The sequence below is a fragment of the Citrobacter sp. RHBSTW-00671 genome, from assembly GCF_014103415.1.
Lineage (GTDB): Bacteria > Pseudomonadota > Gammaproteobacteria > Enterobacterales > Enterobacteriaceae > Citrobacter.
This window is the reverse complement of record NZ_JABXPR010000001.1, coordinates 4,310,781-4,326,396: the sequence shown is the minus strand read 5'-3', so window position 1 is coordinate 4,326,396 and position 15,616 is coordinate 4,310,781. Positions and strand designations below refer to the sequence as shown.

11 protein-coding genes are annotated in these 15,616 nt (G+C 53.5%); 7 read left to right on the top strand and 4 right to left on the bottom strand.

Going from position 1 to position 15,616, the window contains the following annotated elements:
- Positions 1-3: 3 nt before the first annotated feature.
- The 3 genes from araJ to sbcD all read right to left on the bottom strand — a co-directional run bounded on the left by araJ (position 4) and on the right by sbcD (position 5,710).
- Positions 4-1,173: an MFS transporter AraJ gene (gene araJ / locus HV261_RS20800; RefSeq protein WP_202039732.1), complete on the bottom strand. Its 1,170-nt coding sequence runs from the start codon at positions 1,171-1,173 to the stop codon at positions 4-6.
- Positions 1,174-1,367: 194 nt separating this feature from the next.
- Positions 1,368-4,511: an exonuclease subunit SbcC gene (gene sbcC, locus HV261_RS20795; RefSeq protein WP_202039323.1), complete on the bottom strand. Its 3,144-nt coding sequence runs from the start codon at positions 4,509-4,511 to the stop codon at positions 1,368-1,370.
- Positions 4,508-5,710 (bottom strand): exonuclease subunit SbcD, encoded by a 1,203-nt coding sequence (gene sbcD, locus HV261_RS20790; protein WP_202039322.1) that lies wholly within the window; start codon positions 5,708-5,710, stop codon positions 4,508-4,510. The genes sbcC and sbcD overlap by 4 nt, the downstream gene beginning before the upstream one ends.
- A 190-nt stretch (positions 5,711-5,900) precedes the next feature.
- Between sbcD and phoB the strand changes: the two genes are divergently transcribed.
- The 5 genes from phoB to malZ all read left to right on the top strand — a co-directional run bounded on the left by phoB (position 5,901) and on the right by malZ (position 13,076).
- Positions 5,901-6,590, top strand: coding sequence for a phosphate response regulator transcription factor PhoB (gene phoB / locus HV261_RS20785; RefSeq protein ID WP_003021496.1), 690 nt, complete (start codon positions 5,901-5,903; stop codon positions 6,588-6,590).
- Positions 6,591-6,640: 50 nt separating this feature from the next.
- Positions 6,641-7,936 carry a phosphate regulon sensor histidine kinase PhoR gene (gene phoR, locus HV261_RS20780; protein ID WP_137384654.1) on the top strand — a complete coding sequence of 432 codons (1,296 nt, stop codon included), beginning with the start codon at positions 6,641-6,643 and terminating at the stop codon, positions 7,934-7,936.
- Between the two features lie 407 nt (positions 7,937-8,343).
- The gene (gene brnQ, locus HV261_RS20775) at positions 8,344-9,663 is read left to right on the top strand and encodes a branched-chain amino acid transporter carrier protein BrnQ (RefSeq protein WP_202039321.1); all 1,320 of its coding nucleotides are present in this window, start codon (positions 8,344-8,346) and stop codon (positions 9,661-9,663) included.
- 81 nt (positions 9,664-9,744) lie between these two features.
- Positions 9,745-11,118 carry a proline-specific permease ProY gene (proY, locus tag HV261_RS20770; protein ID WP_202039320.1) on the top strand — a complete coding sequence of 458 codons (1,374 nt, stop codon included), beginning with the start codon at positions 9,745-9,747 and terminating at the stop codon, positions 11,116-11,118.
- Between the two features lie 140 nt (positions 11,119-11,258).
- Positions 11,259-13,076, top strand: coding sequence for a maltodextrin glucosidase (gene malZ, locus HV261_RS20765; RefSeq protein WP_202039319.1), 1,818 nt, complete (start codon positions 11,259-11,261; stop codon positions 13,074-13,076).
- Here the strand turns inward: malZ and HV261_RS20760 are convergent.
- Positions 13,070-13,972, bottom strand: a complete 903-nt coding sequence (locus HV261_RS20760; RefSeq protein ID WP_202039318.1) for a LysR family transcriptional regulator — start codon at positions 13,970-13,972, stop codon at positions 13,070-13,072. The two genes, malZ and HV261_RS20760, sit on opposite strands and share 7 nt — an antisense overlap.
- 273 nt (positions 13,973-14,245) lie before the next feature.
- Here HV261_RS20760 and HV261_RS20755 point away from each other — a divergent pair, with 273 nt between their 5' ends.
- Together HV261_RS20755 and HV261_RS20750 are read left to right on the top strand one after the other, a co-directional pair.
- On the top strand, positions 14,246-14,887 hold the full coding sequence (locus tag HV261_RS20755; protein WP_047416914.1) for a hydrolase: 642 nt from the start codon (positions 14,246-14,248) through the stop codon (positions 14,885-14,887).
- Positions 14,888-15,059: 172 nt separating this feature from the next.
- The gene (locus HV261_RS20750; RefSeq protein ID WP_005125120.1) at positions 15,060-15,605 is read left to right on the top strand and encodes an antibiotic biosynthesis monooxygenase; all 546 of its coding nucleotides are present in this window, start codon (positions 15,060-15,062) and stop codon (positions 15,603-15,605) included.
- Positions 15,606-15,616: the final 11 nt, after the last annotated feature.

Here is a 15,616-nt window from a genome sequence, read left to right as displayed (position 1 = left end):
CGTTTACGTCGCGGGTGCAACCTGTTGCACTCCGCGCTTCAGACGACCATAGATCAGCAGTGATGACATCGCGGAAAAAGACAGTAGCGCCGCAGGGATCGTGACGTAGTTGTAGGCAAAGCCCAGCGTCAACATTAAGCCGCCGAAGTAAGCGCCAATTGCGCTACCCAGATTAAAAGCCATTTGCCCTCCGGCCGCGCCCAGCAGTTCACCGCCCTTCGCGTTTTGCAGCAGTAAAATTTGCAGCGGCGCTGATAGCGCAAATAGTCCCGCACAGCAAATAAAGGCGAACGTCAGCGAGGCGGCTTTGATGCCGCCGAATGCAAACAGCAGCAGCAGGGCCACTACAATCACAAAATCGGTTACTACCGCAATGCGTAGCGGCGTGTAGCGACCAGACAGTCGCCCGCTCAGCAGGTTGCCCAACACCATCCCCAGCCCAACCAGCATCATGATGAAAGTCATCAGCGTTTCGGAGAAACCAGAGATGTACATCATGTAGGGTTTGACGTAGCTGAACCAGGCAAAAACACCGGCGTTCCCAAACATGGTGGCGGAGAAAATGAGCCACGGTGCGGGGCTTTTCAGAAAGTGAAATTGCTCGCGTAGCCTGCCTTTTGCTTCGTCGCGGAGGTGGGGTACCCAAAAGATAACCGACAGAATAACGGCGATGTTAAACACGGCAATCAGCAGAAACGTGTAGCGCCAGCTAAACGTCTGACTCAGCCAGGTGCCAACGGGAATGCCAATCAGATTGGCGACGGTCATACCGGAAATCATACCCGCTACGGCGGCGGTAACTTTACCAGGTCGCGCCAGCTTTGACAGGATAATCGCGCCGACGCCAAAAAATGCCCCGTGTGGAAACCCGGAGACCAGCCGACCTACCGCCAGCATAAAATAGCTGGAAGAGAGGGTGAAGATGGCGTTCCCGACGACACAGAGTGTGACCAGAAACAGCAGAATATGCTTGAGCGAAAAACGATTGGAAAACACGGCAATAATGGGGGCGCCGATGACAACGCCAAAGGCGTAAAACGAAATCATATGTCCCGCATCGGGGATGGAAATGCCCACGTCACGCGCCAGTTCGGTTAATACGCCCATAATGCCAAACTCGGCCATGCCCAGCCCAAACGTTCCGAGGGCTAAAGAGAAAATGACTTTTTTCATACTACCTGCCAACAATAAAGACGCAGGATGTGCGCCACAGCGCCGAATGCTCGCCGCCAACAAAGGGATAGCTTGCGGATAAGAAAAAGAGATTGCCATTTCATATCCGTCTTTGTGTATTCACGATCGTGCTATGTATTATGCCGGATGGTGCTTACGCACATCCGGCTCGTGAATCCACATCCGTTGGTTGATTACTCCACCGCAAACATCTTATCGAGTTTGCTGTAACCTAATCCGTTGATTTTTTTAACCTTGATCTGCACCGGAATACGTTCTTTCATCGCTTCGACGTGGCTTATCACGCCAATGGTCTTGCCGGTGGCGTTCAGGGCATCCAGCGCGTCGAGCGCGGTATCCAGCGTTTCGCTGTCCAGCGTGCCGAAACCTTCATCGAGGAACAGAGAGTCAATGCGTGTTTTGTGACTGACCAGGTCGGACAGCGCCAGCGCTAGCGCCAGGCTTACGAGGAAGCTTTCGCCGCCGGAGAGCGTGCGGGTATCACGCACGGCATCGGCCTGCCAGGTATCCACCACTTCAAGTTCCAGCGCCTCACTGGCCTTGCGTTGCAACAGATAGCGACCGTGCAGGCGGGTCAGCTGATTGTTGGCCAACCAGACCAGGTTATCCAGCGTCAGTCCCTGGGCAAATTTGCGGAATTTATCACCTTCTTTTGAGCCGATCAGCGCATTCAGGTAGCCCCAGTCTTCGACCTGCAGTGAGGCCTTTTCAATCTCTTGCATCAGGGTCTGCTGCTGCTGGCGGTTTTCGGCATCCTGCCTGAGCTGCTGGCGAATTTCGCCCTGGCGTGTGGTGTTATCCCGCAGTTGTTGCGTGAGCTGTGCCAGTGCATCGCGAAGATAGTCCACGGTGAGTGTGAGATCCGCGCCGGCAGGCGGTTGCTGCTGATGCGTTGCCAGCGCCTGCTGAGCCTGGTTAAGCAGCGTTTGCGCCTGTTGTAGCTGGCCTTCCAGCGACTGCTTAAGCTGCTCAAGATGGTTAAATGCCTCTTCATCCAGCAGGGCGGCAAGGAAGGCGTCGCGATCGTCAAAAACACTGGCCTGTAATGCGCTATCAAACTGTGCCTGAATCTCTGCTGCGCGTTGAGCTTCCTGGGCTTCCTGCTGTTGCAGCGACTGCCATTGGCCCTGTAATGAGAGGCAGTCATCGTGCACCTGCCGCCAATTTTCCAGCGCCAGGCTTTCTGTCGTTTCTTCCTTCGTGCCGGTTTCGGGCAAGGTTTCCAGCAATGGCGCAAGCTGTGCCATTTTCGCCTGGAGCTCGGTCAGCTCATTCTGGCGACGCTGCCACATCTGCGCTTCGCCCGCACGTGCGTTAAGCCAGGCGGTGATATCGTCATCGGCAGGAAGCGACAGACCGTAGCGGGCTAATTCAGCGAGCAGCGTAGTCTGGCGCTGTTCAATATGCTGCTGAAGCTGGGTTATCTGTTCGGAATGCGCAGTAATTTGAGCCTGCAGGGCATGACGCAGGCTCAACTGGTGAAGCTGTTGTTCGTGTTCCTCCTGGGCTGCAAGCCAGGGGGCGATATCATCCTGCGGTTGTAACGTTATGTTCAGGCGGGTAGTCAGCGCCTGCCACTCTTGAGTAAGTACTTGCTCCTCCTGAGAAAGCGTCTGTACCTCGCGTTCATCGCGCTGTAGCTGTTGGGTTATCGCGTCGAGCTGTCCGCGTAGCGTTGACCCCTCATCGGCCAGCGTTTTGACCTCTTTTTCCAGGGCTTCACGCCGGGTCTGATTGATGCTCAGTTCGAGCGTTTGATAACGCTCAATCGCCGGATGCGCGGTGGAGCCGCAAAGCGGACAAGGCTGACCGGATTGCAGTAAAGCACGCTGGCTTTCCAGATCTTTAATCCGTGCTTCCTGCTCGCAGAGCGTTTTTACATCAGTCAGATGCTGATTTTTATCTTTATAACGCTGACGTTTTTCGGCCAGGGCCGCGTTGCGTTGCGCTTGCTCCTGCTGGCGCAGCTGAATTGTGGTGCGTAGCTGTACCAGCTGTTTTTGTTTCGGCGCAATTTGTCCATGCAGATTGCTCAGTTGTTGGCGTAATGGCCGCAACTGTGCGTGCTGCGCCAGCGCTACCGTGACCTCTTGCGCGCTAAGGGTCAGCGAGGGAAGCGGCAGTGCATCCAGCTTGCGCACATCGCTGTCGCGGAGTTTTTGCCACTGACGTAGCTGCTCGTTAGCGTCAGATTGCTGTGCCAATAGCGCTTTCCATCCCGCCAGCTCGCTGCTCCATAAGCGGAAACGGTCATGTTCGTTCAGCCAGTCGGTTAGCGTCTGCTGCTCGGTGAGCAGGGTCGCCGACTGTTTTTGTGCCTGCTGACGGATGCGCCCACGCAGCGCTAAGCTGCTCTGTAAGCGAGCATTCACTTCCTGAATATTCTGTCGTGTTCGGCCGAGCGTGGCGGATTGTTCCTGAATTCGCTCCCAGTACGGACGCAACGCTCTGGCGGGATGTGCCAGGCTGAGTGTCGCCAGCTGCGGTTGTGCTTTTTCTTGCGCCTCTTTTGCGGTTTGTAATGCTTGCTGGTGGCGGTTTACTTCTGCCTGTAGCTCATTTTGTCGGATGAGCCAATTGAGATGCTGTTGCTGGATTTGCTGACGGGTAAGATGCTGTTTTTCTTCGTCAGTAAGTACCTGCAAACTTTCTGTCAGGGACTGCACCTGCTCTGCGGCGAGCAAGGCTACACCGCTGGCCTGCGCCTGTAGCTTTTCCAGCGCTGTGCGCGCCGCTTTATGTTTTTCGAACACCATGGCGGAGATTTGTCCATAAATCTCGGTCCCCGTCAGTTCTTCCAATAGCTCGGCGCGTTCTTTCGGTTTGGCATTGAGAAAAGCAGCGAACTGCCCCTGAGATAGCAGCATAGAACGGGTAAAGCGTCCGTAGTCCAGACCGGTAAGTTCTGCGGTCATTTCCAGCTTGTCTTTAACTTTATCGGCGAGAATTTTGCCATCGGCGCAGCGAGCCAGTTCGACACGCGGAACCTGCAGGTTACCTTCTGGCTGGTTGCGCGCGCGGTTCTGACTCCAGAATGCGCGATAGGCTTCGCCTCTGACTTCGAATTCAACTTCGGCCAGACATTCCGCCGTGTCGCGGGTCATCAGGTCATTTTGCGACTGCGAGACGGTATTGAGTCGTGGTGTTTCGTGGTACAACGCGAGGCAAATGGCGTCCAGCAGGGTGGTCTTCCCGGCACCGGTTGGACCGGTGATGGCAAACAGCCCGTTGCTGGCAAAAGGTTCTGCCGTGAAATCAACTTTCCATTCCCCTTTCAGGGAGTTGAGGTTTTTCAGACGCAGGCTGAGAATTTTCATGCTTCGGACTCCCCGGCGAGCGTGTGTAAGGTCGTGCTAAACAGGTGATTCAGACGCTCACGCTGCGGATCGTCGAGTTCTTCCAGTGCCAGACGGCGGTCAAACACCTCCGTCACGCTCAATTCACTCAACGTTTCACGTCGTTCATTGGCCATGATGCGCTCGCGTTGTTCACGACTACGCCGCACCAATAAGACTTCTACCGGTAAGTCTTCGGTCAGGGCCTGGATTTTGCGCTGCATATCGTGCAGATAGTCATCGGTCGCGATTTCTATATCTAGCCACACCGGCGGTTCTTGATGCGCGCCACGCCATTGTTCCAACTGTGCGCTAATTGTCGCTAAATCGCCTTTCAACACGGCAAGCTGTTGGGTTACTGGCACGATGAGGTTTTCAACGGCGCTCAGCTTACCGTTTTCAAAGCTCACCAGGTGAACGCATTTGCTTTTGCCGCATTCGTCAAAACTGAGTGCAATCGGGGAGCCGCAATAGCGAATATGCTCTGTACCGCCGATGGCCTGTGCCCGGTGAATATGTCCCAGCGCGATGTAATCCGCTGGTGGGAAATTTTGTGCCGGAAACGCATCCAGCGTCCCAATATAAATATCACGTACAGCGTCACTTTTACTGGCACCGACGGTGGTCAGATGCCCTGTCGCAATAATCGGCAGATTCTGCTCGCCACGCAGCGCGCAGGCGTCCTGATATTGTTGCTGGTAATAGTCGGTGATTGCACCTAATAAATGCTGCTGTTTTTCGTGGCCGGTTAGCCCCGCCTGGCTGGTAATGATGTCACGTGGACGTAAGAAAGGAACCGGACAGAGGATCGCGCCCGGCGTGCCGTCGCGTTGCGGTAGCACTTGCGGTGCATGGCCGGCGCTGGCCACGACGGTGGTGTTGAGGAACGCCAGAATATCGCGGGATTCATTGAGTGTGGCGACGGAGTCATGGTTTCCTGCCAGCACGACCAGATGGCAGCCCGTTTGCTGTAGATTAACAACAAACCGGTTATACAGCTCGCGGGCGTAGCTGGGCGGTGAACCGGTATCGAAAATATCACCTGCCACAATAATGGCATCCACCAGATGGGATTGTGCCGTTTCCAGCAGCCAGTCGAGAAAGGCCTGGTGTTCAGCGGCGCGGCTCTTGCTGTAGAAATTTTGGCCCAGATGCCAGTCAGACGTGTGGAGGATGCGCATAAGAGTTCCATGACAAAAAAACGATGGCGGAGATTATAACCTTGCAAGGGCGGTAATATCTTGTTTCCGGGCTGTCATAATTCGCCTGGCTGGGTTAAACCTGGACTATCTTTTCATAAATCTGTCATAAAAGTGACGCATAATGCCACGGTATTGATGGCAAACGATTTAATTATAAACAGGGCAAATCATGGCGAGACGTATTCTGGTCGTAGAAGATGAAGCTCCAATTCGTGAAATGGTCTGCTTCGTGCTCGAGCAAAACGGTTTTCAACCCGTAGAAGCCGAAGACTATGACAGTGCTGTGAACCAACTTAATGAACCCTGGCCGGATCTCGTCCTGCTTGACTGGATGCTTCCCGGCGGCTCGGGTCTACAGTTTATTAAACACCTCAAGCGGGAAGCGATGACGCGGGATATCCCCGTGATGATGCTGACGGCGCGCGGTGAAGAAGAAGACCGTGTACGGGGGCTGGAAACCGGCGCGGATGACTATATTACTAAGCCGTTCTCTCCGAAGGAGCTGGTGGCGCGTATTAAAGCCGTTTTACGACGTATTTCCCCTATGGCGGTGGAAGAAGTTATCGAGATGCAAGGGCTGAGTCTTGATCCTACCTCGCACCGTGTGATGACCGGAGAGGACCCGCTGGATATGGGACCTACCGAATTCAAGTTGCTCCATTTCTTTATGACCCATCCTGAGCGTGTCTACAGCCGCGAGCAATTACTCAATCATGTGTGGGGAACCAACGTATATGTAGAGGACCGGACGGTCGATGTGCATATTCGCCGGTTGCGTAAAGCGCTGGAGCATAGCGGACACGATCGTATGGTGCAGACGGTACGCGGGACGGGATATCGCTTTTCGACCCGCTTCTGACTGCAGGTAATAAGAGCCTGAGGGATTAGGCTGTAAATGGAGTATGACGTTTGCTTGAACGATTGTCATGGAAAAGGCTGGTACTGGAGCTGATCCTCTGCTGCATACCGGCTTTTATCCTTAGCGCTTTTTTTGGTTATCTACCCTGGTTTTTACTGGCGTCGGTAACGGGCCTGCTTATCTGGCATTTCTGGAATTTATTGCGTTTGTCCTGGTGGCTGTGGGTCGACAGGAGTATGACGCCGCCACCGGGTCGTGGCAGTTGGGAGCCACTGCTCTACGGCCTGCATCAAATGCAGTTGCGTAATAAAAAGCGCCGTCGCGAATTGGGTAACCTCATTAAACGCTTTCGCAGCGGCGCCGAATCACTGCCCGACGCAGTGGTGCTGACCACCGAAGAAGGCGGGATTTTCTGGTGTAACGGACTGGCACAGCAGGTTTTAGGGTTACGCTGGCCGGATGATAGCGGGCAAAACATTCTTAACCTGCTGCGCTATCCGGAATTTACGCTGTATCTGAAAACACGCGACTTTAGTCGGCCAATTAATCTGGTACTCAACACCGGACGGCACCTGGAAATTCGCGTAATGCCCTACACCGATAAGCAATTGCTGATGGTGGCGCGTGATGTTACGCAGATGCACCAGTTGGAAGGTTCCCGACGTAACTTTTTCGCCAACGCCAGCCATGAGCTGCGCACGCCGCTGACGGTGTTGCAAGGTTATCTGGAGATGATGCAGGAGCATCCGCTGGAAGGGACGACGCGAGAAAAAGCGCTGCATACCATGCGTGAGCAAACCTACCGTATGGAAGGGCTGGTGAAGCAGTTGCTGACACTGTCGAAAATTGAAGCCGCACCGGCGATGATGCTCAATGAAAAGGTGGATGTGCCGATGATGCTGCGCGTGGTTGAACACGAAGCACAGACGCTGAGCCAGCATAAACACACGTTTACTTTTGATGTTGATAGCCAACTGAACGTGCGGGGCAACGAAGAACAACTGCGTAGCGCAATCTCAAACCTCGTGTATAACGCAGTGAATCACACGCCTGCGGGAACGCATATTACCGTACGCTGGCAGCATGTGGCGTCGGGAGCGGAGTTTAGCGTGGAAGATAACGGTCCGGGTATCGCTGCTGAGCATATTCCACGTCTGACTGAGCGTTTTTATCGTGTAGATAAAGCACGATCCCGACAAACGGGGGGGAGCGGATTAGGACTGGCGATTGTGAAGCATGCCCTGCATCATCACGACAGCCGTTTGAATATCGACAGCACCCCAGGCAAAGGGACACGATTTAGTTTTGTGCTCGCGGAACGTTTAATTGCCAAAAATAACGGTTAAAAGGTATTCGTAAGCTTATCTTTCCAAAAGCCAGCGCAAGCTGGCTTTTTTTGTTGCAGTCAATAAAGAGATACTGAATTTTACGACGTTTGATTGTTTTTTGTTCGCATTATTACCCATGTCTTTTTCCAGGGAATGGTGTTTTGTGCTGGCTCAATTTTTCATATCGCTATATTGTTCTGGTTTTTAGATCCCACCTTGCTTTAAAACGTTATAAGCGTTTAAATTGCGCATCAAATGCTGTCATACCGACTGCATTTACGCGGTAAATCGAAAAACTATTCTTCGCCGCGCCAGGCAGGGAGAATTTCCCGCTGGAATTGCTTAAAAATGCCGCTGTATCATCCCGCAGGGAAAGGCAGAAAATTAAACGTTTTCAACACCACATCCACAGGCAGTAAGACTTTATGACCCATCAGTTAAAATCGCGCGATATTATCGCTCTGGGATTTATGACATTTGCACTGTTCGTTGGTGCAGGTAACATTATTTTCCCCCCAATGGTTGGTTTGCAGGCAGGCGAACACGTCTGGACCGCAGCCTTTGGCTTCCTGATTACCGCCGTAGGCCTTCCGGTACTTACCGTGGTCGCACTGGCGAAAGTGGGCGGCGGCGTGGACAGCCTGAGCACGCCTATCGGTAAAGTTGCCGGTCTGCTGCTGGCTACCGTCTGCTATCTGGCCGTGGGGCCGTTATTCGCCACGCCGCGTACCGCAACGGTTTCGTTCGAAGTTGGGATTGCACCGCTGACCGGTGATTCCGCGCTGCCGCTGTTCATCTACAGCGTGGTGTACTTCGCGATTGTGATTCTGGTGTCACTGTATCCCGGCAAACTGCTGGATACCGTGGGCAACTTCCTTGCGCCGTTGAAAATTCTGGCACTGGTTGTGCTTTCCGTGGCGGCGGTTGTCTGGCCTGCGGGTCCGATCAGCAATGCGATGGAAGCCTATCAAAACGCAGCATTCTCGAATGGCTTTGTGAACGGCTATCTGACGATGGATACGCTGGGCGCGATGGTATTTGGTATTGTTATTGTTAACGCCGCCCGTTCGCGTGGCGTTACCGAAGCGCGTCTGTTGACCCGCTACACCGTCTGGGCAGGTCTGATGGCGGGCGTGGGTTTAACGCTGCTGTACCTCGCGTTGTTCCGCCTGGGTTCAGACAGTGCGACGCTGGTCGATCAATCTGCTAACGGTGCGGCAATTCTGCATGCGTATGTTCAGCACACCTTCGGTGGTGCAGGCAGCTTCCTGCTGGCGGCGTTGATTTTCATCGCTTGCCTGGTGACTGCGGTTGGCCTGACCTGTGCGTGCGCTGAGTTCTTCGCACAGTATGTTCCGCTGTCTTATCGTACGCTGGTATTTATCCTTGGCGGCTTCTCGATGGTGGTTTCTAACCTGGGCCTGAGCCATCTGATTCAGATCTCTATTCCGGTGCTGACGGCTATCTATCCGCCATGTATCGCACTGGTTGTATTAAGCTTTACCCGCTCATGGTGGCATAATTCTTCCCGCGTCATTGCACCTGCGATGTTTATCAGCCTGATTTTTGGTATCCTTGATGGCATTAAAGCTTCTGCAGTTGGCGATGTCTTACCAGCCTGGACCCAGCGTTTACCGCTGGCGGAGCAGGGGCTGGCGTGGTTGATGCCAACAGTCGTGATGGTGGTCCTGGCCGTTATCTGGGATCGCGCAGCGGGTCGACAAGTGACCTCCAGCGCACACTAATATCACTGACAATAAGTTTTAACCACGGGGCTATTAATATGGCCCCGTGGTTTTTTTATTGTGTTAACAGGTTAGGAATCGATGGAAAGTAATAACAAGCTAAAGCGTGGGCTGAGCACCCGGCACATTCGCTTTATGGCATTAGGTTCAGCAATTGGTACCGGGCTGTTCTACGGTTCAGCCGACGCCATCAAAATGGCGGGGCCGAGCGTGTTGCTGGCCTATATTATCGGTGGCGTCGCGGCGTACATTATTATGCGTGCGCTGGGCGAAATGTCAGTCCATAACCCCGCAGCCAGCTCTTTCTCGCGCTATGCGCAGGAAAACCTCGGACCGTTGGCTGGTTACATTACCGGCTGGACCTACTGTTTTGAAATCCTGATTGTCGCCATTGCCGACGTGACAGCCTTCGGTATTTACATGGGCGTCTGGTTCCCGGCCGTACCGCACTGGATTTGGGTACTCAGCGTCGTGCTGATTATCTGCGCCATCAACCTGATGAGCGTGAAGGTATTTGGTGAACTGGAGTTCTGGTTCTCGTTCTTCAAAGTCGCCACCATCATCATTATGATTGTTGCTGGTTTCGGCATTATCATTTGGGGGATTGGCAACGGCGGACAGCCTACCGGTATCCATAACCTGTGGAGCAACGGCGGCTTCTTCAGTAACGGCTGGCTCGGCATGGTGATGTCGTTGCAGATGGTGATGTTCGCCTATGGTGGTATTGAAATCATCGGTATTACTGCCGGTGAAGCGAAGAACCCGCAGGAGTCGATCCCGCGTGCAATCAACTCCGTGCCGATGCGAATCCTCGTGTTTTACGTGGGTACGCTGTTCGTCATTATGTCTATTTACCCGTGGAACCAGGTGGGCACCGACGGCAGCCCGTTCGTTATGACATTCCAGCACATGGGCATTACCTTTGCGGCGGGCATTCTCAACTTTGTGGTTCTGACTGCGTCGCTGTCGGCGATCAACTCTGATGTCTTTGGCGTGGGCCGTATGCTGCACGGTATGGCGGAGCAGGGAAGCGCACCGAAAATGTTCGCCAAAACCTCGCGTCGCGGCGTGCCGTGGGTGACGGTGATGGTGATGACCATTGCCCTGCTGTTTGCGGTGTATCTTAACTACATCATGCCGGAAAACGTCTTCCTGGTGATCGCCTCTTTGGCAACGTTCGCCACGGTATGGGTGTGGATCATGATCCTGCTGTCGCAGATAGCTTTCCGTCGTCGTCTGCCGCCAGAAGAGGTCAACGCGCTGAAGTTTAAAGTACCGGGTGGGGTAACGACGACCGTTGTTGGCCTGATATTCCTGGTCTTTATTATTGTGCTTATCGGCTATCATCCGGATACCCGCATTTCGCTGTACGTCGGCTTTGCGTGGATTCTCCTGCTACTGGCTGGCTGGGTATTCAAACGCCGCCGCGAGCGCCAACTGGCTGAAGTACAGTAATTTGTTTGCCGGGTAAGACAGTGTCGACGCCCGGCAACATCTCCTCCCCCGTGCTCCTCCCCCAATAAACGTTAAGATGATGAGTGATCCTGCACTTCGCTATGGCAAGGTGTCGTCATTATCATCAAAGGGGATACGTGATGTTGAACGCCTGGCACCTTCCGGTTGCCCCATTTGTGAAGCAAAACAAAGATCAACTGACGATTACGTTATGGCTGGCAGGGGAAAATCCTCCTCAGCGGGTGACGCTACGCGCAGAAAACGATAACGAAGAGATTTCGCTGGCTATGCACAAGCAGCGTAGCCAACCGCACCCTGGTGTCACCGCGTGGCGTGCGGCGATCGATCTTACCAGCGGGCAGCCCCGCCGACGCTATAGCTTTAAATTACTGTGGCTCGATCGCCAGTTGTGGTTCACCCCGCAGGGATTCAACCGCTTTCCGCCTGCGCGTCTGGAGCAGTTTGCCGTCGATGTACCGGATAATGGTCCACAGTGGGTGGCCGATCAGATTTTTTATCAGATTTTCCCGGATCGCTTTGCCCGCAGCCAGTCGCGTGAAGCGGCTCAGGATAACGTCTATTACCATCACGCCGCTGGACACGACATCGTGCGGCGCGAGTGGGACGAGCCGCTTACGGCTCAGGCCGGTGGTTCGACGTTTTATGGCGGAGATTTGGACGGCATCAGCGAAAAGCTGCCGTATCTGAAGACGTTAGGGGTCACGGCGCTGTACCTGAATCCGGTATTTACCGCGCCGAGCGTACATAAATACGATACTGAAGATTATCGCCATGTTGATCCGCAGTTTGGCGGCGATCGGGCGTTGTTGCGCTTGCGGCAGAACACGCAACGGCAGGGGATGCGGCTGATTCTGGACGGTGTCTTTAACCATAGCGGCGATTCGCATGCCTGGTTTGACCGGCATAATCGCGGGACGGGTGGAGCGTGTCATAATCCGGATTCCCCCTGGCGTGACTGGTACCATTTCTCTGATGATGGGGTTGCGCTGGACTGGTTGGGGTACTCAAGCCTACCCAAACTGGACTTTTCCTCTGAAAGCCTGGTGAATGAAATTTATCGTGGCGAAGACAGTATTGTTCGCCACTGGCTAAAAGCACCGTGGAGTATGGACGGCTGGCGACTGGATGTCGTGCATATGCTGGGCGAGGCGGGTGGCGCACGTAATAATTTGCAGCATGTCGCCGGAATTACGCTGGCGGCGAAAGAAACCCGGCCAGAGGCGTATGTGGTGGGTGAACATTTTGGCGATGCACGCCAGTGGTTGCAGGCCGATGCGGAGGATGCCGCCATGAACTATCGCGGCTTTACTTTCCCCCTCTGGGGATTCCTCGCCAATACCGATATTTCATACGACCCACAATCTATTGACGCTCAGACCTGTATGGCGTGGATGGATAACTACCGTGCGGGGTTGTCGCATCAGCAGCAGTTGCGGATGTTTAATCAACTCGACAGCCACGATACCGCCCGCTTTAAATCTCTGCTGGGTAAAGACGTTGCACGGTTACCGCTGGCGGTGGTGTGGCTGTTTACCTGGCCTGGCGTGCCCTGTATTTACTACGGTGACGAAGTGGGGCTGGACGGGAATAACGATCCGTTTTGCCGCAAGACGTTCCCGTGGCAGCCTGAACATCAGGATGCTAACCTGCTGGCGTTGTACCAGCGACTGGCAAAATTACGCCACCAGAGCCAGGCGTTACGCCATGGTGGTTGTCAGGTGATTTACGCCGAGGATAACGTGGTGGTATTTGTACGCGTACTAAACCGCCAGCGCGTGTTGGTGGCGATCAATCGCGGTCACGCTTGTGAAGTCGTGCTGCCAGCCTCACCGTTGCTCAATGTCAGTCAATGGCAGCACCAGGAGGGCAAGGGCCAACTCGTCGATGATATCCTGACGCTGCCCGCAATATCGGCTTCAGTCTGGATGAGTCATTGATACAAGCGCGCAATTTCCTCACTGGCCAGCAGCGCGTCTCGCCACCAGCGCTGCGCCAGTCCTTCGCTACTATTGCGCCATGCCATATAGGCGACGTCTTTTTGACGAAATGAGATAACCGTCTTTTCCACCAGTTCACCGCTGGTAATCCATGGGCTGGCAATGTGGCGGGGGAGAAATCCGCAGCCCATTCCCGCCCGCAGCAGCATCACCTTACTGTGGAAATCATCGACGTGAATCTGCGCCTGTTCATCCATCAGGTTGGTCTGTAACGGGTGGCAAAAGCGAGCGCTGTCGCTGATAACAATCGCCCGGTGCAGGCACAATTGCTCATTCGTCAGGTCATCAGGCGCGCTCGCCAGCGGGTGCCCTGGGGCGACGACAAAGACATTGTCCAGCGTGCCGAGCATTTTGTAGGACCAGGCTGCGGATGTGGGCGGTTCATTAATTGCGCCGAGGATAATATCCGCCCCGTTATGGGTCAGTTCTTCCCATGAACCCGCCAGCGTATGGTGGGTGAAGTTGAGACGAGTTTGTTTATTAAGTGCATGAAATTCATCAATAATGGGTAGCAATGAGGCAAAGGGAAAGGAGTCATCGAGCGCGATTGCCAGATCCTTTTCCCAGCCGGAACTTAGCTGTATTGCCTGCTTTTCGAGATCTTTTGCCGCACTCAGCAGTAGACGTCCTTTTTCCAGCATCATCCGTCCGGTGTCGGTGAATTTTGCCCGGTGCCCGGAACGGTCAAGCAATTCGATGTTCAGATCGCTTTCCAGCTTCTGAATCATATAGCTGAGTGCGGCAGGTGTTTTAAATAGCGATTCGGCCGCCGCGGCAAAAGAGCCGTGCTTGTCGAGTGCATCGAGGATCAGCAGAACATCCAGATTGAGGCGCATAAGCAGAAAATATCCTGATAATTAAACCCCTCTGTTGTACCGAACGGCGAAAAACAATGCCAGTGAATAAATTAGATGAGTCATGTGTATTTTTTTGATGATGACCAGGATATATCGCAACATGAAATAATTAATTTCACGAGATGGTAAGTTTTCTTTAATAACTCGTTAGAAATTTCCCGCTATACTCAACAAGCTTTCTGATTCAGGATCCTGCTGCTGACGGCAGATACAGACCGTTGCCTTTTAACTTATTGATTAAGAAGGTGTGATATGTCTATCCGGGAACTGATTGACCCTCAAAACTCCACGCTAATTTTTATTGACCATCAACCGCAAATGTCATTTGGTGTGGCGAATATTGATCGCCAGACATTGAAAAATAATACCGTCGCATTAGCCAAAGCCGGGAAAATATTCAATGTTCCAGTAATTTATACTTCAGTGGAAACGAAAAGTTTTAGCGGATATATCTGGCCGGAATTGTTAGCCGTTCATCCTGATGTGAAACCGATAGAACGTACGTCTATGAACTCCTGGGAAGATGCCGCCTTTGTGAAGGCTGTGGCAGCGACCGGGCGTAAAAAACTGATTATTTCCGCGTTGTGGACCGAAGTCTGCCTGACTTTCCCGGCGTTAATGGCGCTGGAAGCGGGCTATGAAGTGTATGTCGTGACGGATACCTCCGGTGGTACGTCTGTGGATGCTCATGAACGTTCGATTGATCGCATGGTGCAGGCAGGGGCCGTTCCGGTCACCTGGCAGCAGGTGTTGTTGGAGTATCAGCGTGACTGGTCACGTAAAGAAACCTACGACGCCGTCATGGATTTGGTGCGTGAACACAGCGGTGCTTACGGTATGGGTGTGGATTACGCGTATACCATGGTGCATGGCGCGCCGGAACGTAAAGCCTGAGTACACGCCATTTTTCATGTTGCCTCTTTGTTGGCTTAGTTTGCGTACCCCGGTCACTGACTTATGTCAGTGACCGGGGCTACACAATCTTGCCACCTCGATGTTTCACGAATGATTGTGTATTGCTTTCATGGCTTAAGCAGGTCAATTTCCCTTTAGCAAGGAACCTTTCATGGCGCAGAACAAACATGTGACGTTGGTAATTACTCACACCCTGCGGCCTGACCAGGCGCAGCGTTATGAGCAGTGGCTGGGGAAAATCATGCCGCTGGCCGCCGAGTTTCCCGGGCATCTTGGGGCGAATGTCATTCGACCCACAGATGGACAAAACCTGTGGAACATCATTATCCGCTTCGACACCCTTGAGCATCTGTATAACTGGACTCAATCTGATACACGCCGGGAGCTGGTCGAGGAAATTGCGCCGCTGCTGGCTGAAGGCGATAAAACAGAAGTGCGCACCGAAGCCGCCTTCTGGTTTACACCGCCAGCCCCCCATGTACGCCAGCCCAAACGCTGGAAGCAGTTTTTGATAACGCTGCTGGTGATTTTCCCCAGTACCAACCTGGTGCCGTGGCTGACCGGTATTCTGCTGCCTTCAATGAAAGGCTCGTTACTCCTGCATCTGATTAATGATGCCTGTGTGGTTGCGCTGGTGGTCTGGTTGTGGATGCCCATCGTAACCCGTCTGTTTGCCGGATGGCTGAAAAAAGCCTGACCGGTTTCTCA

Bases quoted from the DNA above. Each gene is read 5' to 3' on its own strand.
- sbcC (WP_202039323.1), bottom strand. From the start codon at position 4,511: ATGAAAATTCTCAGCCTGCGTCTGAAAAACCTCAACTCCCTGAAAGGG.
- proY (WP_202039320.1), top strand. From the start codon at position 9,745: ATGGAAAGTAATAACAAGCTAAAGCGTGGGCTGAGCACCCGGCACATT.
- sbcD (WP_202039322.1), bottom strand. From the start codon at position 5,710: ATGCGCATCCTCCACACGTCTGACTGGCATCTGGGCCAAAATTTCTAC.
- phoB (WP_003021496.1), top strand. From the start codon at position 5,901: ATGGCGAGACGTATTCTGGTCGTAGAAGATGAAGCTCCAATTCGTGAA.
- malZ (WP_202039319.1), top strand. From the start codon at position 11,259: ATGTTGAACGCCTGGCACCTTCCGGTTGCCCCATTTGTGAAGCAAAAC.
- HV261_RS20750 (WP_005125120.1), top strand. From the start codon at position 15,060: ATGGCGCAGAACAAACATGTGACGTTGGTAATTACTCACACCCTGCGG.
- araJ (WP_202039732.1), bottom strand. From the start codon at position 1,173: ATGAAAAAAGTCATTTTCTCTTTAGCCCTCGGAACGTTTGGGCTGGGC.
- HV261_RS20760 (WP_202039318.1), bottom strand. From the start codon at position 13,972: ATGCGCCTCAATCTGGATGTTCTGCTGATCCTCGATGCACTCGACAAG.
- HV261_RS20755 (WP_047416914.1), top strand. From the start codon at position 14,246: ATGTCTATCCGGGAACTGATTGACCCTCAAAACTCCACGCTAATTTTT.
- brnQ (WP_202039321.1), top strand. From the start codon at position 8,344: ATGACCCATCAGTTAAAATCGCGCGATATTATCGCTCTGGGATTTATG.